This window comes from Blastochloris tepida (assembly GCF_003966715.1).
Taxonomy (GTDB): Bacteria; Pseudomonadota; Alphaproteobacteria; order Rhizobiales; family Xanthobacteraceae; genus Blastochloris; species Blastochloris tepida.
The window spans coordinates 164301-184116 of sequence record NZ_AP018907.1 but is presented as its reverse complement, the minus strand read 5'-3'; the positions used below and the strand labels follow the sequence as shown (position 1 = coordinate 184116).

Genomic DNA, 19816 nt, shown 5'->3' with positions numbered 1-19816 from the left:
AACCGAATGACCTCACATCTCGATGTCGAGGCCGATGTCGAGCGTGGTCACCGAATGGGTGAGCGCGCCCGACGAGATGTAGTCGACCCCGGTCTCGGCGACCGCGGCGACCGTGTCGAGATTGATGCCGCCGGAGGCCTCGGTCACCAGCTTCCCGGCCACAAGCTCCACCGCCTGCCGCAGCACGGCGGGCGGCATGTTGTCGAGCAGCACCACGTCGGCGCCGCCGGCTGCGAGCACCTCGGCAAGCTGGTCGAGCGTATCGACCTCGATCTCGATGCGCACGAGATGGCCGACCGCGGCGCGAGCGCGCCCCAGCACAGCGGCAACACCGCCGGCCACCGCGATGTGGTTGTCCTTGATCAGCACCGCATCATCAAGGCCGTAGCGGTGGTTGGAGCCGCCGCCGCATTTCACAGCGTACTTCTCCAGCGCCCTTAAGCCCGGCGTGGTCTTGCGAGTGCAGGTGATCCTGGCCTTGGTGTGTTTGATGCGGTCGGCATAGGCGGCGGTGGCGGTGGCAATGCCCGACAGGTGGCCGAGGAAATTGAGTGCCACCCGCTCGCCCGACAGCACCGCCCGCGCCGGCCCCTCGACGGTCGCCAGCACGTCGCCGGGTGCGATACGCCTGCCGTCCGCGACGTGAGCGGTGAAGCGCACGGCGGGATCGATCAGCCGGAACGCGGCATCGGCCAGCGGCAAGCCGGCCACGACGCCGGGCTTCCTCGCCACGAACACCGCGCGCGCCGCTGCACCCGCGGGAATCGTCGCAATCGAGGTGATGTCGCCGGCCCGGCCGAGATCCTCGTCGAGCGCGCGGCGCACCGCGTCCTCGACGATCAGCGGCGACAGGAAGGCATTGGGCGCAAGCGGTGTCATGAATGAATCCAAATCAAAGGCCACGCGGTCGTCCCCGGCGCGGGCGACGCGCCAGCATCGCGCGCGGGAAGGGGACCCAGGGACCACGCGTAGGCGGCTGGATACGCTGGATACGAAGGGCGGTGCGTCCGAAGGAAACTCCGTGGCACCCCAAACCCAAAGTCTGGGCAACAGTGCAGGTCCACGGTGCAGGTCCTGGGTCCCCTTCCCTCGCATGGCTTCGCCATGCTCGCCGGGGACGACAGGTTGCAGCCCCGGATCATCACGCCGCCACGCCCGCCTTGGCGGCGATGGCATCGGCCAGCGTCTTCGCCTCGTCCAGACTGGTGAAGGTGCGGTGCGCCCAGGCGGGCTCGGTCTGCGGACAGTCGGAGCGGCAGTGGGCGCCGCGGCTTTCGGTGCGGCGCAGCGCCGCCGATGCGATCAGCAGGGCGCATGTGGCCATCGCCTTCAGCCGCGCCGTGCGCGCCTGCCCCAGAAGGTCGCGCGCCACCACGAGCGCGTGTTCGAGCCCGGCATGCGCGCGCACCACGCCGACATCGGCGCTCATCGTCCCGCGCAGCCGGGTGATCTGCTCGGCCTCCTGGCCGGAGGGGCCGGCAAGCGCGAGCTGGCCATTGGCCACCCTGAGCGGCAGCTGGTTCGACACCGGCAACAGGCCCTGGATGTCCTCGGCGATGCGGGCGGAGAACACCACGGCCTCCAGGAGCGAGTTCGACGCCAGCCGGTTGGCGCCGTGGGCGCCGGTGGAGGCCACCTCGCCCGCCGCCCACAGCCCGTCGAGCGAGGTACGGCCGTTGGCGTCGGTGAGGATGCCGCCCATGTGGTAGTGCGCCGCCGGCGCGATCGGGATCGGCTGGGTAACCGGGTCGAGCCCCGCCTCGCGGCAGGCCTCAAACACGGTGGGGAACTTGTCGGGGAACGCTGCGCCCACCGCCTTGCGGGCATCGAGGAACGCCCCCTTGCCGGCGGCGATCGAGGCGAACACGCCGCGCGCCACCACGTCGCGCGGCGCCAGCTCCGCCGCCGGGTGCAGGCTTTCCATGAAGCGGTTGCCGTCGCGGTCGATCAGCACCGCGCCCTCGCCGCGCAGCGCCTCGGTGGCGAGCGGAGCGGGATCGAGCCCCACCGCGATCGCGGTCGGGTGGAACTGCACGAATTCAGGATCGGCGATCACCGCGCCGGCCTGCGCCGCCATGGCGAGGCCGCCGCCGCACGCCTGCACCGGATTGGTGGTGACGGCATAGAGGTGGCCGATGCCGCCCGAGGCCAGCACCACCGCGCGGGCCGGCAGGATCACCGGCACCGCGGCGCGGCCCTTGGCCGGGCGCGCGACGAGACCGGCGACGAAGCGGCCCTCGTGCGCCAGATCCTCGGCGACATAGTTCTCCAGAATGCGGATCGACGGCGTGGCGCGCACCGCCGACACCAGCGCCGCCATGATGGCGGCGCCCGCGCGGTCGCCGCGCACCCGCACGATGCGCCGCGCCGAATGCGCCGCTTCGCGTGACAGCGCAAGCCGGCCTTCGAGGTCGCGGTCGAACGGCACGCCGTAGCGCAGCAGATCGCGGATGCGTTCGTCGGCCTCGCGCGCCATCAGCTCGGCCATGCGGACATCGACGATGCCCGCCCCGGCGGCGATGGTGTCGGCCACGTGGGCCTCGGGCGTGTCGCCCTCGCCGAGCGCGGCGGCGATGCCGCCCTGCGCCCAGACCGACGAGGCACCCTCGCCCATCGGCGCGGCGGTGACGATGGTGACCGGCCGCGGCGCCAGCTTCAGCGCGCAGAACAGACCGGCCAGCCCGCCGCCGACGATGACGACATCGTCGATGCCGCCCCACGAGGCTGGCGCGAGCGTCGGGGCGGTCTTGGCTTCATCAGACATCAGACTTGATCCTCTCCCGGACGCCTCTCCCACAGCTGGAAGAGCGGCCCGGTTCAGCAGTCGGCGCGGAACGCGCCCCGGGACGTCCCAGGGTCCGGACGCATCGCACGACGTCGGCGCGTCTCCAGACCCTGGCGCATCCCCAGGAGGCCGGCGGAGCCGATGCCCCGCAACGAGCCTCGCCGGCAACCGCGATCGCAAAGCGGTCTCGCGGAGGCCGTGTCATCCGGTTTCCGGGTTCAATGACATCGCCCGGAAACGCACGCGTCGAAACGCCGGCCCGTGAGCCGGCGCTTCGCATCAAGCCTTCAGCGCGATCATCCGCTCGACCGAGCGCCGGGCGCGCGCCGCGACGTCGGGGTCGATCACGACCTCCTCGGTCATGTTGACGAGGCTGTCGAGGATCTTCGGCAGCGTGATGCGCTTCATGTGCGGGCAGAGATTGCACGGGCGCACGAACTCGACGTCCGGCGTCTCCGCCATCACATTGTCGGCCATCGAGCACTCGGTGACCAGCACCACCCGGCCGGGCCGGTTCTTCTTCACCCAGTCGATCATCGCCGCGGTCGAGCCGGCGAAATCGCTCTCGGCGATCACCTCCGGCGGGCACTCCGGATGGGCGACGATGCGCACAGACGGATCGTCGAGCTTGAAGCGGCGCATCTCGTCGGCCGTGAAACGCTCGTGCACCTCGCAGGCGCCGTGCCAAGCGATGATCTCGACCTTGGTGCGCGCGGCGACGAACTTGGCCAGAAACTGGTCCGGCACCATGATCACCCGCGGCACGCCGAGGCTCTCGACCACATGGATGGCGTTGGATGAGGTGCAGCAGATGTCGACCTCCGCCTTCACCTCGGCCGAGGTGTTGACATAAGCGACGATCGGCACGCCCGGATAGCTGGCGCGCAGCGCCCGTACGTCGGCTCCCGTGATCGAGGACGCGAGCGAGCAGCCGGCACGGCTGTCCGGGATCAGCACCGTCTTGTCGGGGCTGAGGATCTTCGAAGTCTCGGCCATGAAATGCACGCCGCCCTGCACGATGACCTCGGCATCGGCGCGCGCTGCCTCGCGGGCAAGCTGCAGCGAATCCCCAACCACGTCGGCAACGCAGTTGTAGATTTCCGGCGTCTGATAGTTGTGCGCCAGGATGACGGCGTTGCGCTGCCGCTTCACCTCATTGATCGCCCGCACATAGGGCGCGAAGAACGGCCATTCGACCGGCGGAATGACCCGCGCGACCTTGTCGTAGAGATGCGCCGTCTCGCGCGCCACCTCGGGCGTATAGGTCAGGTCCGGCACCTGGACCGGCGGAAAGCGCAGGCCTTGCCCGGTGGCCGGCAGCGCTTCCAGTGCGGTCGGCACCGCCCGCAGTGCAGCAACGGAATGAAGAGCGGCCATCGGCAGTCCCTCCTGTCATATATGCTCAATTTGAGCATATATGGGTTGCGAAATACCCGGCGCAAGCCGGACCCGCCAGCGTCTCGTGCGGAATGTCATAGGTCGCGCAAGCGCCTGTCGCTCGCGCAAGCCCGATCTTGTCGCGAAGGTCGTGCCGGTCGCACGGTTATCGCAGTCGAACGGTCATCGCAGCCGCAAGTTCGTCTTCCGTCGCGCCCCATCGGTCGAAAGTCCGGGCGCGGATGGCTGGTTCGCCGGCACGTCGAACCGAGCACTTATTCTCATTTAGAGCACATCCCTTATACCCCATCGTCACAAAAATGAGAAGTGCGATGTTTGGTCCGCTCGAAGGCGTCGACAAATGCCCGGCGCGCCACCGCCGCCTGCCACGGCCAAGTCCGTGTTGCCGGCAAAATACTGACTCGCCTGCCTTATTGAGAGCCCGCCCCCGAGCCGCCGCCGGCCGGCGGCCAGACCCAGCCCTTCCGTAACCGCATGTCCATCCGCGATTTTCCGCGGGGTGTGTCCTCAGGGTCACAATATGGCCCGAGCGGGAGGGTGAGGCGCGCCCCGGCGATGCCCCTACGGCCGCCCCGCCGGAAACCGCATCATTCTGCGACCGCCAGCCATGCAGTTGCGTCACGCCGTCGTGTCGGGCCCATGCATTGCGTCCGCCGGGCGGTCATGGTTGTTTCTGCGACCATTCTCCGGAGCCTTTCTGATGACCGCGACGCCCGCCCCCGCCGCGCGCCCGGCCACCGTCTCCGCGTCGCGGCCGGGCTGGCGCACGCCGGGCGTGATCGTGCTCGCCGGCTGCCTGATCGCCATGATCTCGTTCGGCCCGCGCTCGGCCATGGGCTTCTTCACCAACGAGATGTCGGTCGACCGCGGCTGGGCGCTGGCGGTGTTTTCGCTGTCGGCCGCCATCCAGAACATCCTGTGGGGCATCGGCCAGCCCTTCGCCGGGGCGCTGGCCGACCGTTTCGGCGTCACCCGCGTGCTGATGGCCGGCGCGGTGCTCTACGCGCTGGGCCTCGTCTGGATGGCCCACGCCGCCGACCCGTTCTCGCTTCATATGTCGGCGGGCGTGCTGATCGGCTTCGGCCTCGCCGGCTGCTCGTTCAATCTGGTGCTGGCGGCCTTCGGCAAGCTCTTGCCGCTGTCCTGGCGGCCGATGGCGCTGGGCGCCGGCTCGGCGGCGGGCTCGTTCGGCCAGTTCCTGTTCGCCCCGCTCACGGTGTTCCTGAAGGGCACCATCGGCTGGGAGGCGACGCTGACGCTGTTCGGCGCCGCCATGGTGATGGTGCTGCCGCTGTCGGTGGTGCTGATGACGCCGCGCGCCGAAGAACCGGCCGGCGACCCATCGGCCGCCGAGACCCAGACGCTGAAGGCGGCGCTCGCCGAGGCGTTCGGCCACCGCTCCTACAATCTTCTCGTGGCCGGCTTCTTCGTGTGCGGCTTCCACCTCGCCTTCATCACCATCCATCTGCCGAAATATCTGGTGGACCACGGCATCTCGAACGCCGTCGGCGGCTGGGTGATGGCGCTGATCGGCCTGTTCAACCTCGCCGGCTCGCTGCTCGCCGGCTATTGGAGTGGCAAGGTGTCGAAGCCCTACCTCCTGTCGGCGATCTATGCGGCTCGCGCTGCCCTGATCGTCGGCTTCGTGCTGCTGCCGCTGACGCCTTTGACCGCGCTCGCCTTCGGCGCCGGCATCGGCCTTCTGTGGCTGTCGACCGTGCCGCCAACCTCCGGCCTGGTGCTGGTGATGTTCGGCCCGCGCTGGATGGCGATGCTTTTCGGCGTGGTGTTCCTGTCACACCAGATCGGCGGGTTCCTCGGCGTATGGCTGGCGGGGCTCCTCTATGATTCCACCGGCAGCTATGACGTGGTGTGGTGGCTCGGCGTCGCGCTCGGCCTGTTCGCGGCGCTGGTTCACCTGCCGATCCAGGAACGCGCCGTGGTGCGGGCGGCGCCGGTTTCGGCGTGACAAGAAGACCGGCGGGCAGAGACCCGGCGGCAAGGGGAGGTGACGATGACCTTCAAGGCAATCCGGGTGGACAAGACCGATGGCGGCCAGACGGTCGGCCTCGTCGATTTCGACGAGGCCGAGCTGATGGATGGCGACGTGACGGTGCGCATCACCCACTCGACGGTGAACTACAAGGACGGGCTGGCGCTGACCGGCAAGGCGCCGGTGGTGCGGCGCTGGCCGATGATCCCCGGCATCGACTTCGCCGGCGAGGTCGAGGCCTCCTCGCACCCGGACTGGAAGCCTGGCAATGCGGTGATTCTGAATGGCTGGGGCGTCGGCGAGACGCATCTCGGCGGCTTTGCCGAGAAGGCCCGCGTCAAGGGCGACTGGCTGGTGCCGCTGCCCGAGAGCCTGAGCGCGGCCGAGGCTATGGCCATCGGCACCGCCGGCTTCACCGCCATGCTGAGCGTGATGGCGCTGGAGCGCCAGCGGCTGTCGCCCGACCGCGGCCCGGTGATCGTGACGGGGGCGGCCGGCGGCGTCGGCTCGGTGGCGATCGCGCTGCTCGCCAAGCTCGGCTGGCATGTCGTCGCCTCGACTGGGCGCCTCAATGAGGCGGACTACCTCAAGGAGCTCGGCGCCGCCGAGGTGATCGACCGCGCGGAGCTCGCCGGCGCCCCCCGCCCGCTCGCCAAGGAGCGCTGGGCCGCCGGCATCGATACCGTCGGCTCCACCCCGCTCGCCAACATGCTGTCGATGATCCGCTATGGCGGTTCGGTGGCAGCCTGCGGGCTCGCCGCCGGCATGGACCTCCCCACCTCGGTGGCGCCGTTCATCCTGCGCGGCGTGTCGCTGCTCGGCATCGATTCGGTGATGTGCCCCGGCCCGCGCCGCCGCGAGGGGTGGGCGCGGCTCGCCGCCGACCTCGACCGCGCCAAGCTCGCGGCCATGACCCGCACCATCGGGCTCAAGGATGTCGAGGCAGCCGGCCGCGACATCCTCGCCGGGCACGTCCGCGGCCGGCTGGTGGTCGAGATCGGGTGACGCGCTGGTATTCCTGGACGGCGCGAAGCGCCGAGCCGGGACCGTTCTCCGGAAAGGGTGCCTTTTCCTGCGGACGATCCCGGCGCGCGCGGCTTCGCCGCTTGGCCGGGATGACGAGCGCGGCGTGCGCAATAGGGTCAGCGTGTTGCGCCCATCTCGATTCCGGACTGATCTTGGCAGAAGATTTTGGCGGATTACGCTGACGCTATTCCGCCCTGCCCGGGCGAGCCACCCAGACGAGCTGCCCCTCCTCCCTGAGCCCCGAACCCCGATGCCGGTCCGCCTGCTGCCTCCCGTCGTGATCGACCGCATCGCCGCTGGCGAGGTGGTCGAGCGGCCGGCCTCCGTGGTCAAGGAACTGGTCGAGAATGCGCTCGATGCCGGCTCAAGCCGCATCGAGGTGGTGGTGGATGGCGGCGGGCGCCGCCTCATCCGGGTTGCCGATGACGGCATCGGCATGGCGCCCTCCGACCTCGAACTCGCGGTCGAGCGCCATGCCACCTCCAAGCTCACCGCCGAATCCGACCTGCTCGCCATCGCCACGCTCGGCTTTCGCGGCGAGGCGCTGCCCTCGATCGGCGCGGTGGCGAAACTCTTGATCGCCTCGCGCACCCAGGGCGGCGAGGCCCATCAGATCGAGGTGGTGGCCGGACGGAAATCCGCCCTCAGGCCGGCAGCGCTCACCGCCGGCACCCGCGTCGAGGTGCGCGACCTGTTCTTCGCCACGCCGGCGCGGCTGAAGTTCCTCAAGAGCGAGCGCGCCGAGAGTTCGGCAGCCGCCGACGTCGTCAAGCGGCTGGCCATGAGCCGGCCGGACATCGGCTTCACGCTGGTCACCGAAGAGCGCGACCCCGTCACCTATGCCGCGCGCGGCCACGACATCGCCGCCCGCCTCGCCCGCGTCGGCGACATCTTGGGCCCCGAGTTCCGCGCCAACGCCGTGCCGGTGTCGGCCGAGAAGGAGGGCGTGAGGCTTGCCGGCGTCGCCGGCCTGCCGGCGGTGGCCCGCGGCAATGCGCTGTCGCAATATCTGTTCGTCAATGGCCGGCCGGTGAAGGACAAGCTGCTGCTCGGCGCGCTGCGCGCGGCCTATGCCGACCTCGTGCCGGCCGGCCGCTTCGCCGCCGCCGCGCTGTGGCTGGAACTCGACCCGCGCGAGGTCGACGTCAACGTCCACCCCGCCAAGACCGAGGTGCGCTTCCGCGACGCCGGGCTGGTGCGCGGGCTCTTGGTCTCGGGCCTGCGCGCCGCACTGCACGGCGAAAGCCACCGCTCGGCTGCCGCCCCCGCCCGGCCGTTCCAGACGCTGAGGCCAATGAGCCCGCCGCGTCCCGCCGGCATCGCCGGCTGGCGGCCGGAGACCTCGCCGGCCGCACCTCCCGGACTGTGCGAACCGCGGCAGGCGGCGTTCGCGGACCTTGCGCCCTCGGCCGATGCCCGCGCCGGCCAAGCCGCACCAGCCAACGAGCCGGCGGGCCACCCGCTCGGCGCCGCCCGCGCCCAGCTTCACACCACCTACATCATCGCCGAGACCGAGGGTGGCCTCGTCATCGTCGACCAGCACGCCGCCCATGAGCGCCTCGTCTATGAGCGCATGAAGCGACAGCTCGCCAATGGCGGCATCGCCCGCCAGATGCTGCTGGTGCCGGCGGTGATCGAGATGGACCCCGACGACGCGGCAAGGCTCGCGGCGCGGGCCGAAGTGCTGGCCGGCTTCGGGCTGGTGCTGGAGGGTTTCGGCCCCGGCGCGGTGATGGTGCGCGAGGTGCCGGCGCTGCTCGGCGAAGCCGACGTGGTGAAGATGGTGCGCGACCTCGCCGACCACCTCGCCGAATGGGACGACGCGCTGCCGCTGGAGCGGCGCCTCCTGCACGTCGCCGCCACCATGGCCTGCCATGGCTCGGTGCGCGCCGGCCGCCGCCTCAAGCCGGAGGAGATGAACGCGCTGCTGCGCGAGATGGAGACCACCCCGAACGCCGGCCAGTGCAATCACGGCCGGCCGACCTATGTCACGCTGTCGCTGGCCGACATCGAGCGGCTGTTCGGGCGGCGATAACCTGCGCTTGTTCGGCCACGGACGAGGACCTACATTGTAAGTCCGGAGGATGTGATGCGGACCAGTCTCGTCAGGATCGGCAATTCCAAGGGCGTACGGATCCCCAAGGCGATCCGCGACCAGCTCGGCTTCACCGACGCGGTCGAGATGACCGTACGCGGCGGCGAATTGGTGCTGAGCCCGGTCACCCACCCCCGCGCCGGCTGGGAGGAGGCGTTCCGGGCCGACCCGCCGCGGCCCGACGACGAAAATCCCTGGGCCGGGGCCGGCAGCCTGACCGAGTTCGACGACAAGGACTGGACGTGGTGAGCGAACAGGTGCGACCCGAGCCGAAACGGTTCGAGGTCTGGCAGGTCGCACTCGATCCGACAATCGGATCGGAGATCAGCAAGGTTCGGCCTTGCGTGGTGATTTCGCCGGACCAGATGAACGCCGTCCTCGCCACCGTGATCGTGGCGCCCTTGACCAGCACGCACAAACGCTGGCCGAGCCGGGTCGTGGTCGAGTTCGGCGGCAGGACCGGCGATATTGCGCTCGATCATATCCGCTCGGTCGACAAGCAGCGGCTGCGGCGCCGGTTGGGAACGCTCGATCCGGCAGTTGCCGGTGAGATGCTGGAGACGCTTGTCACGATGTTCCAAGCGTAGAGCTCAAGCGCCCGTGTGCTGCAGCACCGTCACCTCGCTCTCGCCATAGCTTCGGCGCTCCAGTTCGGCGAAGCCCTCGGGCGCGGTGAAGCCGGCCTCGGCCGCCTCCTCCACCACCACCAGCGCCTCGGGCGCGAGCCAGCCGCCGTCGCGGGCGCCAGCGAGAGCGACTTCGGCAAGGCCCCGGCGGTAGGGCGGATCGCAGAACACCAGCGTGAACGGCTCGAACGGCGCAGCGGGGCCGAGCTTCGTGGCGTCGCGGCGCAGCACCCGCGTCATGCCGGCGAGCCCCAACGCATCGATATTGGCGCGGATCAGCCCGCGCGCCTCGGCGCCGTCATCGACGAAGGCGGCAAAGCGCGCCCCGCGCGACAGCGCCTCCAGCCCCAGCGCCCCGGTGCCGGCGAAGAGGTCCAGCACCCGCGCCCCCTCGCACACGTCGCCATAGGCGTGGGCCAGGACGTTGAACAGGCTCTCGCGCAGCCGGTCGGCGGTCGGCCGGATGTCGTGCGATTTCGGGCTCGCCAGCGCGCGGCCCTTGAACCGCCCTCCGACGATGCGCATTGCCTACTCCGGCCGCGGCTTGCGCGGACCGCGCGGCTTGTCGAAGCCGGGCTTGCCGAAGCCAGGTTTGCCGCCGGGGCGGCCCGGTCGCGCTCCCCCCGGCTTGCCGCCGAACTTGTTGCCACCGAACTTGCCGCCCGGACGGTCGCCACGCGGCTTGAACGGGCGGTCGCCCTCGGGACGATCGCCGCGGGCACGGAACGGACGCTCGCCGCCTTCGCCCCGATCCCGGAACGGCCGGTCACCCCGTGGCTTGAACGGACGATCGCCCTCGGGACGCTCGCTGCGGGCGCGGAACGGACGCTCGCCGCCCTCGCCCCGGTCGCGGAACGGCCGGTCGCCGCGCGGCTTGAACGGACGATCCCCCTCGGGCCGCTCGCTGCGGGTACGGAACGGACGCTCGCCACCCTCGCCCCGTTCGCGGAACGGCCGGTCGCCACGCGGCTTGAACGGACGGTCGCCCTCGGGCCGCTCGCTGCGGGCACGGAACGGACGCTCACCGCCCTCGCCCCGATCGCGGAACGGCCGGTCGCCACGCGGCTTGAACGGCCGGTCGCCCTCGGGCCGCTCGCTGCGGGCACGGAACGGACGCTCGCCGCCCTCGCCGCGATCGCGGAAAGGCTTGTCGCCCCGCGGCTTGAACGGACGATCTCCCGGCGGGTTGTCACCGTGCCGGATGAACGGGCGCGCGCGCTCGGCGGACATTGCCGACGCCTCGGGCGGCGGTGCCGGCGAGCCGACCCGCTCGACCAGGATCGAACGGCCCTTGCGGTCCTCGGTCTTGCCGCGGCGCTTCGGCCGCGTGTCCTCGGAGGCCGGCGGAATGGCGGCGCGTTCGCGCCGCGGCAGCCGCCGCTTCGGCACCTCCTCGCCCTCCGGCGCGGCGCGCCAGATGCTGGGCTTGCGGCGATTGGACGGCTCGCGCAGCGGCCGATCGCTCCGCTCGGGGCGCCCGCGCCGTTCACCACATTCGGGGCGGTCCTCGAAGCGGTCGCGCGCCGGCCGTTCGGGCCGCTCTGGGCGTGCGGGACGCTCGGTCCGGACGGGCTCCTTGCGAGCCGGTTCCCTGCGGGCAGGCTTGACCTCGTCATAGTCGCGCAGCGGCGCGTCGAAATCGGCGCCGGCCAGCGCCGCGAGCTGCTCGCCGATCTGGTCGCGCAGCACCCGCGTCTTGATCTCCTCGATCGCGCCTTCCGCCAGCTCGCCGAGCTGGAACGGGCCGTAGGAGACGCGGATCAGCCGGTTGACGTGGACGCCGAGCGCGCCGAGCACGGTGCGGATCTCGCGCTTCTTGCCCTCGCGCAGCGCCACCGTGATCCACACGTTCGAGCCCTGCTCGCGGTCGAGCACGGCCTCGATCGGGCCGTACTGGAACCCCTCGACCTCCACGCCCTCGGCGAGCCGGTCGAGCTGGTCCTGCGTCACTTCGCCGAAGGCGCGCGCACGGTAGCGGCGCAGCCAGCCGGTCTCCGGCAGTTCCAGCACGCGCGCCAGCCCGCCGTCATTGGTCAGCAGCAGCAGGCCCTCGGTGTTGAAGTCGAGCCGGCCGACGCTGACGAGGCGCGGCAGTCCGGCAGGCAGCACGTCGAACACCGTCGGCCGTCCCTCGGGGTCGTCCGTGGTGGTGACGAGGCCGCGCGGCTTGTGGAACAGAAAAAGGCGGGTGCGCTCCTTCTCCGGCAGCGGCGCGCCATCGACCTCGATGCGGTCGGACTCCGCGACCGTGAAGGCCGGGCTGTCGAGCACCTGGCCATTCACCGCCACCCGGCCGGCCTCGATCCACTCCTCGATCTCGCGGCGCGAGCCGAGCCCGGCACGGGCGATCACCTTGGCGACGCGCTCGCGTTCCTTGACCACCGGCGCCGGCAGGTCCGCGCGCGGCGGGCGGGCGAGCGTGGTCCGGGTCTTCGACCCGCTGCGGGGCCTCTCATCGCGCGGCGGCCGCTCCGGCCCCGCGCCGGGCTTCGCCGGCCCTTTGCGAAAGCCGGGCTTCGCTCCGGACTTGAAGCCGGGCTTGGCGCCAGCCTTGGCGCCGGGCCTCTTGGCGAATCCGTCGCCGGGCCTGTCGTCGAACCTTGCGCCGGCGCGGCCGGGCGCCCCCTTGCGGGGGCCGCGAGATGAGGAAAACGGGCGGCGCGGACCATCGTCCGTCGGCTTGCGGGGCATGGCGGTTCCGTGCGACCTGGAGAAGGAGGGCGCCTGTAGCACGGCGCGGACGGGAATACGAGCGGTGCGCCCCGCCTTCATGGACATTGCGCTCGAAGAGGCGCGCGCGGCAGCAGGCCGCGGCGAGGTGCCGATCGGCTGCGTCATCGTCAAGGATGGCGCGGTGGTGGCGCGCGCCGGCAACCGCACGCTGGAGCTGAAGGATCCCACCGCTCACGCCGAATTGCTCGCCATCCGCGCCGCAGCCTGCGCGCTCGGCTCCGAGCGGCTGATCGGCTGCGACCTCTACGTGACGCTGGAGCCCTGCCCGATGTGCGCGGCAGCCATCTCGTTCGCCCGCATCCGGCGGCTCTATTATGGCGCCGCCGACCCCAAGGGCGGCGCGGTGGACAGCGGCGTGCGGCTCTATGCCAGCCCCACCTGCCACCACCGGCCGGAGGTCTATTGCGGCCTCGCCGAGCAGGACGCGGCCGGGCTGCTCCGCGATTTCTTCCGCGAGCGGCGGTGAGATCGAATGGCGGGTGGCCGCGGTTTTGCTAGGAACATCGCGGCCGACAGGAATGGCGGTCGACAGGAATGACGGCCGAGGTGGCCGATACGGGTTTCGGCTGTTCAGGCCGGAAAACCGCATGAACGAGTGGAGTGTGGGTTGCACGACGAACATGTGGCGGTCGAGCGCGCTCTGGCCGAGATCCGCGCCGGGCGCCCGGTGGTCATCACCGGGGAGGGCGGCCCGGTTCTCGCCGTCGGCGTCGAGGGGCTCGATGCCGCACTCGCCGCCCGCCTGGCCACGGCCGGCCCGGCACGGCTGGTGCTGCCGGCCGCACGGCTGCGGCGGCTCGGCCTGGAGCGCACCGCCGCCGGCACGCTCGCGCTTCCGGCGATCGATCTCGCCCGCATCGAACGGCTGACCCTGGCGCTCGATGCCGCCCTCGATGCCCCGATCGGCCCCGCCGCCTCCATCGACGAGGCCGCGCTTGAGCTCGCCCGGCTGGCGCTGATCCTGCCGGCCCTGCTGGTGGCGCCGCTCGCGGCGGCAGGCTCCGCCGCCTTTGCCGACCTGATGACCGTTCCGGCCGCGGCGATCGGCCGCTACCGGGCCGGCGAGATCGAACGGCTGCGCATCGTCGGCCGGGCACCGGTGCCGCTGGAGGGGGCGCCGGAGACCGAGTTCGTGGTGTTCCGCGGCGGCGAGGGCCTGCGCGATCAGGTGGCGGTGATCATCGGCCGGCCGGATTTCAATGGCACCGTGCCGGTGCGGTTGCATTCGGCCTGCCTGACCGGCGATCTGTTCGGTAGCCTCGCCTGCGACTGCGGCGACCAATTGCGCTCCACCGCCCGCGCCATGGCGGCGGGCGGCGGCGGTATCATTCTCTATCTGGACCAGGAAGGCCGCGGCAACGGCATCGCCAACAAGATCCGCGCCTACCGGCTGCAGAGCCGCGGCTTCGACACCTTCGACGCCGATGAGGCGCTGGGCTTCGAGTTCGACGGCCGGCGATTCGACTTCGCCGCCGCCATGCTGCGCCAGCTCGGCGTGGCAAAAGTCCGCCTGCTCACCAACAACCCGCACAAGGTGGCGGCGCTGCGCGAGGCCGGCCTCGACGTGGTGGCCGAGGAGCGCGTGCTCGGCCGCCGCACGCCCGAAAACATCCGCTACCTCACCGCCAAGCGCGACCGCGCCGGCCACCGGCTCGATGCCGACGCGCCCCTCGCAGATGCGGTGTCCAAGACGCGCTCCGACCCGGGCTGATTCGGAGATCGAACGGTTATCCTTGCGAAGCCGGCCGGCCGAATCGGCGCACCAGCGGCATCACGCGGAGCCACAGCCGGTAGGCCACCTCGATGAGTCGGGCGCCCACGCCGCTGGCGAACAGCCGCCCGGCCCGGCGAAACCGCGGCAGCGCCTGCCAAATCTCGGCGAAGGCGCGCCCGCCATCGACCAGCGACCCATCGGCGCGGCGGACATGGAAGCGCGCCATCGCCTCGGCTCGCGAGAGATCGGGCGCCAGCGCGTCGCCCGTGGCCTTGGTGATGTCGGTCCACACGATGGCGTCCGCGCCCTCGCAGCCGCGATAGAGCGCGATCTCGCGCGAGCACACCGGGCAGGAACCGTCGTAATAGACGGTCAGGGCCGGTGCGCCTGCCTCCGCAGGCAGATTTTCGGGCATCTTGGCGGGCGGCGAATCGGTCACGGCCGGCAGCGACATGCGAGAGGTTCTCCTGCGACAGCGGGCGTTCGGCCCCAATACCCCTCCATACGTCCGCCTCGGCCGGCGGATCACGCACGCCGGGACGACGATCCGCGACAGCCATGTTGACAAGCCTCGGCCGGCATCATACCAAGCGCGCCACCGCTCAGGCGGGCCCAGGTGGCGGAATTGGTAGACGCGCTGGTTTCAGGTACCAGTGGTGCAAGCCGTGGAGGTTCGAGTCCTCTCCTGGGCACCAGTCTCTCGCTGAGAGGCTGGATGCCGCGAGTTGTCGCCGCGCATCGCGCTTTCGACAGTCCCAAGAAATTCACGCCCTACAGTATGTCCACGCTGCCGCCATGCTGGCGGACGAGCGCTGCGATGGTGTGGACAAGCACGTGCCGCCGCACCGACAAAGCCCGCAGCGGGATATAGACCTCGTTGTCGCGCGGGTGCCGGCGGACGAGGCCGCCCGTGAAAATGAACAGGGCCGCATACTCCCTATTGATCCAGGTGTCCCCGGGCTGCCCGCGCCACCAATGAAACCCGAAGACCCCGAGCCGGTATGGCTCATGGCAGGCAAAGACCGGCTTTCGAAGCTCAAAGCCGATACCCTCGATGTCGCCACCTCCGACAGGCGAACCTTTATAGACGACCCAGGCGTGCGCGACATCGGACCAGGGAACCGGTGCCAAGCGCAGCCGCCCATCGCGGATCGATCCGGCGTCGATGACAAGCGGGGCGTTGCGCCAGCGGTCGGCCAGGAGCGTCACCACCGCCCCAACAACCGTCACGCTGGTGACGCCCCCGAAAACTGCGAGCAGAACCGCAACGACGTCGCTCGGGGACACCGTCTCGGCGGTGGCCAGGAACTGGATCATGATCGCCGCGCCGAACACCATGCCCAAGGCCACCCCCAGCACCGGCAAGATCAAAAGCCCGCCGAGGACGCCGATCCGGGTCCTCGCCTCCAGCGGCAGCGACACCGTTTGGGGTGGCGGCACCGGCTGCCACAGCTTCGGCTCGCCCGGAATCTCGATCCGCATCGCCCGGCTTCCCCTCAACGTCCCCGTGAAAATAGAATCGATTCTCTCCTCTCGGGTGAAGAGTCCCAACGAAACGTCACGATGGCCCTGATCCCGGCCGATGAAACCCGCGTAGACGAAATCTGCGTAAACGAAGCCTGCACCCGCCCGCCCAGGGCCGGGCAGGAACGGAGCGGCCGTGGACACCCGGCAACCCGGTTATGCCAATGTTGGGCTTGATCGCGGCCGCAAGCTTGCGCATTCGTTCGGCCCCATGAGTTCCGAGGCCAGCGGGCACCGTCCCTTGACGCGCAGTGGCGAGGGCCCGACGCCTCTGGCGCGGGGACTCCGGCTGTTTGTCCCCACCGGCGCAATTATCGCCATCATGTTCGCGCTGTGGCAGCTCTTCGCGGCCAGCAGCGGGCTCGAGATCCGCCGCACGCAGATCGGCAACACGCCGGTGAGCGTGTTCCGCCTGCCCGGCGGCGCGCCGGCCCCGGCCGTCATCATTGCCCATGGTTTCGCCGGCTCCCAGAAGCTGATGGAGCCATTCGCCGTCACGCTGGCCCAGAGCGGCTATGTTGCGGTGACATTCGATTTCGCCGGCCACGGCTTCAATCCGAACGCGCTCGCCGGCGGTCTGGTCGACCGCAACGCCCGCGCCCAGCGGCTGCTGCCCGAGCTCGACAAGGTGATCGCCTACGCCAAGTCGCTGCCGGGTGTGGATGGCCGCGTCGCACTGCTCGGCCATTCCATGGCCTCGGATCTGGTGGCACGCGACGCCAAGGCGCGGACCGACATCGCCGCCACCGTGACGATCTCGCTGTTCTCGCCGGAGCCGGACGCCACGGGGCCGCGCAACCTGCTGGTGGTGGTCGGCGCCATCGAGGATCCGCACCTGATGAAGGAGGCCTACCGGGCGGTGTCGGTGGCCACCGGCGGGCCGGTGGAGGCCGGCGTCACCTATGGGCGGTTCGAGGACGGCACCGCGCGGCGGGTCGCCATCGCCCCCGGCGTCGAGCACATCGCCGTGCTGTTCAGCGCCACCAGCCTTAAGGAGGCGCGCGACTGGCTGAACGCGGTGTTCAGCCGCGACCAGACCGGCCTGATCGACGCCCGCGGCTGGTGGTTCCTGCTGCTGTTCGGCGGGCTTCTCGTGCTGGCCCGGCCGCTGACCCGGCTCCTGCCGGTGGTGGCGCAGGCGCCGCGCGGCGCGAATTTGACATGGCGCCCGCTTCTGCTGGTCGCGGTGGCGCCGGTCATCCTGACGCCGCTGATCCTGTGGGCGTCACCGGTCAACACGCTGCCGCTGCTGCTCGGCGAGTATCTCTATTTCCACTTCGCCGTTTATGGGCTGGTGACGTTCGCCACACTGCGGCTGGTGCGCTGGTGGAAGGCCATCCCCGCCCCGCCGCCGGCCTCGGTGTCGCTGTGGCGGTTCGGGCTCGCCTTTGCGGCGATTGCCGCCTACGGCCTGTTCGCCATCGGCTGGCCGGCCGATCATTTCGTGTCATCGGTGGCGCCGATCGAGCCGCGCGTGCCGCTGATCCTGGCCATGGCCGCGGGCACCGCCGTCTATTTCGTCGCCGACGAATGGCTGGTGCGCGGATTGAAGCCGCTGCGCGGCGCCTATGCGCTCACCAAGGCGTGCTTCCTGGTGTCGCTCGCTCTGGCGGTGGCGCTCAACCCGCCGCGGCTGTTCTTTCTGATGATCGCCTCGCCGATCATGGTGGCGATGTTCGTGGTCTACGGCCTGATCAGCCGCTGGGCCTTCAACCGCACCAACGAGCCGCTGGCCGCGGCGCTGGCCAATGCGATCATCTTCGCCTGGGCCATCGCCACCACCTTCCCGATCATCGGATGATACGGTTCCCGGCCTGCAAGGCCGGTGAATCGCAGGAAGGTCACCCCCGCCCGCTCACCAGCCGCAGGAAATTGTCGTTGAAACGGCGGGCGGCGGCGGCGAAGTCAGGCAGGCGCGCCAGCGTCTCGCCGGCCAGCCGGTCGGCGCGCTCCTTGCCCAGCGCCCGCTCCAGCGAGGCGGCATAGGCGGGGATCGCCTGCCAGTCGTGCACCGTGTCCTCGCCGATCTCGACATGGTACTGCACGCCATAGGCCGCGCGCCCGATGCGCAGCGCCTGCACCGCGCAGGCAGCATTGGCGGCCAGCACGACGGCGCCGGTGGGCGGGCGCGTCACTTCGGCGCCGTGCCACTGGAAGGTCTCGACCGGATTCGAAAAGCCGGCGAACAGCGGATCGGCGGCGCCCGCCGGGGTCAGGTCGACGGTGCCGAGCCCCACTTCCGGCTCCTTGGCGAGGTCGACCGCCCCGCCCATGACGTCGGCCAGCAGCTGGTGGCCGAGGCAGACGCCGAGATAGGGCCGGTCGAGGGCGCGCACCCAGTGGCTGATCGCCAGCTTCTCGGCCACCATCCAGGGGTGCTCTTCCTCCTCCCACACGTCCATCGGCCCACCCATGACGACCAGCGCGTCATAGGGCTCCAGCGCCGGGATCGGTTCGCCGGCATCGAGCTCGACCGCATCCCATTCGATGCCGGCCTCACGCCACAGCTCGCGGAACGTTCCAGGATGCTCGACATCGACATGCTGGAAAACCAGAAAGCGCATGGCTCCCCCTTTTCTGGTGCTGTTGGCCACCCGGCTTGCTGACGGATGGTCGCTTCGATGGCACGCTTGGCACGGCTTGTCCAATGGCGGCAGGCGGCGGGTCGACCCTCCTGCCGGCAGAGTGCGATCGTCTCAATTCGCACGCAGCGGCACCTTGCCGTTGCATGGAGGATTCGGACAATCTTATGGAGATGTGCCACGGCAGTCGGCAGGCCATCACGGAATGGGCAGAGGCCGGAATGGAATCGATCTATTACGTCATGTGCTGGGCCTGCCACCGCAAGTGCCGGCACTGCTACGAGGAGCGCTTCCGCCCCTATGTCCGCGATGAGCTCGACGCGGTGGTGGCTGAGGCGAAGCGGAACTTCCCGCGCATCCTGGCGAACTTCCCGGCCGACATGACCTATCTCGACCGCGAGGGCTGCGAGCCCGGCGGTTTGCCGGTGCGGCGGGGCGGGCGCATCGTCCTGTCGGGCGGCGAGAGCCTGCTCGATCCGGTGCGCACCGAGATCACCTATCCGGTCATCGACGCGCTGAACGCGAAATATCGCGGCCAGGGCGTGCGCATCGTGGTGCAGACCACCGGCGACCTCCTCACCCGGCCGATCGTCGAGGATCTCCTCGCCCGCGGCGTCTACATGATCGCGGTCGCCTCCACGGACCGTTTCCACGTCGGCATCGACACGCCGGAGCGGCAGGCGGCCTTCATCGACGAACTGTCGGCGCTGTTCGACGCCTGCGGGCTGAAACCCTCCATGCTGTCCTCCGGCGTCGGCCGCAAGTGGGACGAGGAGACCGGCCCGCTCTACAGCTTCTTCGGCGCGTCCGAGGGCAGTTGGATCGGCAAGATCTGGCCGCGCGGCCGCGGCTGGCACAATGACCTCTCGACCGCGACGCTGGCCGACAATTTCTGCGCCCGCTGGTCCGGCGGCATGGGCTTTCTCGACCACCGGGTCGACGGCTCGGAAGTGTCGGTGGAGCCGGACGGCGCGGTCTATCCCTGCTGCATCAAGACCGCGCTGCCGCTCGGCAGCCTGCTTGAGGACAATCTGATCGACATTCTCGACAGCCTCGCCACCGAGCCCGCCTTCCAGGCCATCAATGCCGGCCGGCCCGAGCGCATGGGACTTTCCTACGGCTGGTTCGAGGAAACCTTCCTCGAGCGCTCGCGGACGGTAACGCCCGCCGGCCGGCCTTATGAAAATCTCTGCATCGGCTGCGACGCCTTCCACCGCGAGGTGCTGGGGCCGGTGATCGAGGCGGCACGCCAGCGCCGCCGCCACCGACCGCTCGTTCCGGCAGCGTGAGTGATACGGTTCTCCTACCTGACCAGCCGGAAGCCGCAAGAGTTCGACAGG

17 protein-coding genes and 1 tRNA gene are annotated in these 19816 nt (G+C 70.4%); 10 read left to right on the top strand and 8 right to left on the bottom strand.

Features of this window, described 5'->3' with window-relative positions; translation table 11 throughout:
- Positions 1 to 12: 12 nt before the first annotated feature.
- From nadC to nadA, 3 genes are all read right to left on the bottom strand, one after another.
- Positions 13 to 879 carry a carboxylating nicotinate-nucleotide diphosphorylase gene (nadC, locus tag BLTE_RS00770; RefSeq protein WP_126396688.1) on the bottom strand — a complete coding sequence of 289 codons (867 nt, stop codon included), beginning with the start codon at positions 877 to 879 and terminating at the stop codon, positions 13 to 15.
- Between the two features lie 262 nt (positions 880 to 1141).
- Entirely contained in the window at positions 1142 to 2764 is a 1623-nt protein-coding gene (locus tag BLTE_RS00765; RefSeq protein WP_126396686.1) for an L-aspartate oxidase, read from the bottom strand.
- Positions 2765 to 3064: 300 nt separating this feature from the next.
- Complete coding sequence (gene nadA, locus BLTE_RS00760) at positions 3065 to 4162, bottom strand: quinolinate synthase NadA (protein WP_126396683.1); 1098 nt, start codon at positions 4160 to 4162, stop codon at positions 3065 to 3067.
- 721 nt (positions 4163 to 4883) lie between these two features.
- Between nadA and BLTE_RS00755 the strand changes: the two genes are divergently transcribed.
- From BLTE_RS00755 to BLTE_RS00735, 5 genes are all read left to right on the top strand, one after another.
- Complete coding sequence (locus tag BLTE_RS00755; protein ID WP_126396681.1) at positions 4884 to 6152, top strand: MFS transporter; 1269 nt, start codon at positions 4884 to 4886, stop codon at positions 6150 to 6152.
- A gap of 45 nt (positions 6153 to 6197) precedes the next feature.
- A complete protein-coding gene (gene acuI, locus BLTE_RS00750; RefSeq protein WP_126396679.1) occupies positions 6198 to 7181 on the top strand; it encodes an acrylyl-CoA reductase (NADPH) in 984 nt (327 codons plus the stop codon).
- A 271-nt stretch (positions 7182 to 7452) separates the two neighbouring features.
- Positions 7453 to 9237 (top strand): DNA mismatch repair endonuclease MutL, encoded by a 1785-nt coding sequence (gene mutL, locus BLTE_RS00745; RefSeq protein WP_126396677.1) that lies wholly within the window; start codon positions 7453 to 7455, stop codon positions 9235 to 9237.
- A 54-nt stretch (positions 9238 to 9291) separates the two neighbouring features.
- Positions 9292 to 9546: an AbrB/MazE/SpoVT family DNA-binding domain-containing protein gene (locus BLTE_RS00740; protein WP_126396675.1), complete on the top strand. Its 255-nt coding sequence runs from the start codon at positions 9292 to 9294 to the stop codon at positions 9544 to 9546.
- Positions 9543 to 9884 (top strand): type II toxin-antitoxin system PemK/MazF family toxin, encoded by a 342-nt coding sequence (locus BLTE_RS00735; RefSeq protein ID WP_197723250.1) that lies wholly within the window; start codon positions 9543 to 9545, stop codon positions 9882 to 9884. The genes BLTE_RS00740 and BLTE_RS00735 overlap by 4 nt, the downstream gene beginning before the upstream one ends.
- A gap of 3 nt (positions 9885 to 9887) precedes the next feature.
- Here BLTE_RS00735 and rsmD read toward each other — a convergent pair whose 3' ends face one another.
- Positions 9888 to 10448, bottom strand: coding sequence for a 16S rRNA (guanine(966)-N(2))-methyltransferase RsmD (rsmD, locus tag BLTE_RS00730; protein WP_126396673.1), 561 nt, complete (start codon positions 10446 to 10448; stop codon positions 9888 to 9890).
- Positions 10449 to 10451: 3 nt separating this feature from the next.
- A complete protein-coding gene (locus BLTE_RS00725; RefSeq protein WP_126396671.1) occupies positions 10452 to 12614 on the bottom strand; it encodes a pseudouridine synthase in 2163 nt (720 codons plus the stop codon).
- A gap of 79 nt (positions 12615 to 12693) precedes the next feature.
- Here BLTE_RS00725 and BLTE_RS00720 point away from each other — a divergent pair, with 79 nt between their 5' ends.
- Together BLTE_RS00720 and ribA are read left to right on the top strand one after the other, a co-directional pair.
- Entirely contained in the window at positions 12694 to 13122 is a 429-nt protein-coding gene (locus tag BLTE_RS00720; RefSeq protein WP_126401973.1) for a nucleoside deaminase, read from the top strand.
- Positions 13123 to 13263: 141 nt separating this feature from the next.
- Positions 13264 to 14367, top strand: coding sequence for a GTP cyclohydrolase II RibA (gene ribA, locus BLTE_RS00715; RefSeq protein WP_244600063.1), 1104 nt, complete (start codon positions 13264 to 13266; stop codon positions 14365 to 14367).
- A gap of 16 nt (positions 14368 to 14383) precedes the next feature.
- Here the strand turns inward: ribA and BLTE_RS00710 are convergent, their stop codons facing one another.
- Positions 14384 to 14824: a thiol-disulfide oxidoreductase DCC family protein gene (locus BLTE_RS00710; protein ID WP_244600062.1), complete on the bottom strand. Its 441-nt coding sequence runs from the start codon at positions 14822 to 14824 to the stop codon at positions 14384 to 14386.
- A gap of 156 nt (positions 14825 to 14980) precedes the next feature.
- Here BLTE_RS00710 and BLTE_RS00705 point away from each other — a divergent pair.
- A tRNA-Leu gene (locus tag BLTE_RS00705) sits at positions 14981 to 15065 on the top strand.
- 76 nt (positions 15066 to 15141) lie between these two features.
- Here the strand turns inward: BLTE_RS00705 and BLTE_RS00700 are convergent.
- Positions 15142 to 15852, bottom strand: coding sequence for a hypothetical protein (locus BLTE_RS00700; protein ID WP_126396667.1), 711 nt, complete (start codon positions 15850 to 15852; stop codon positions 15142 to 15144).
- A gap of 364 nt (positions 15853 to 16216) precedes the next feature.
- Here BLTE_RS00700 and BLTE_RS00695 point away from each other — a divergent pair, with 364 nt between their 5' ends.
- On the top strand, positions 16217 to 17695 hold the full coding sequence (locus tag BLTE_RS00695) for an alpha/beta hydrolase (protein WP_244600061.1): 1479 nt from the start codon (positions 16217 to 16219) through the stop codon (positions 17693 to 17695).
- A 40-nt stretch (positions 17696 to 17735) separates the two neighbouring features.
- Here BLTE_RS00695 and BLTE_RS00690 read toward each other — a convergent pair whose 3' ends face one another.
- The gene (locus tag BLTE_RS00690; RefSeq protein WP_126396665.1) at positions 17736 to 18458 is read right to left on the bottom strand and encodes a type 1 glutamine amidotransferase; all 723 of its coding nucleotides are present in this window, start codon (positions 18456 to 18458) and stop codon (positions 17736 to 17738) included.
- Positions 18459 to 18697: 239 nt separating this feature from the next.
- Between BLTE_RS00690 and BLTE_RS00685 the strand changes: the two genes are divergently transcribed.
- Positions 18698 to 19765: a radical SAM/SPASM domain-containing protein gene (locus tag BLTE_RS00685; RefSeq protein ID WP_126396662.1), complete on the top strand. Its 1068-nt coding sequence runs from the start codon at positions 18698 to 18700 to the stop codon at positions 19763 to 19765.
- Positions 19766 to 19816: the final 51 nt, after the last annotated feature.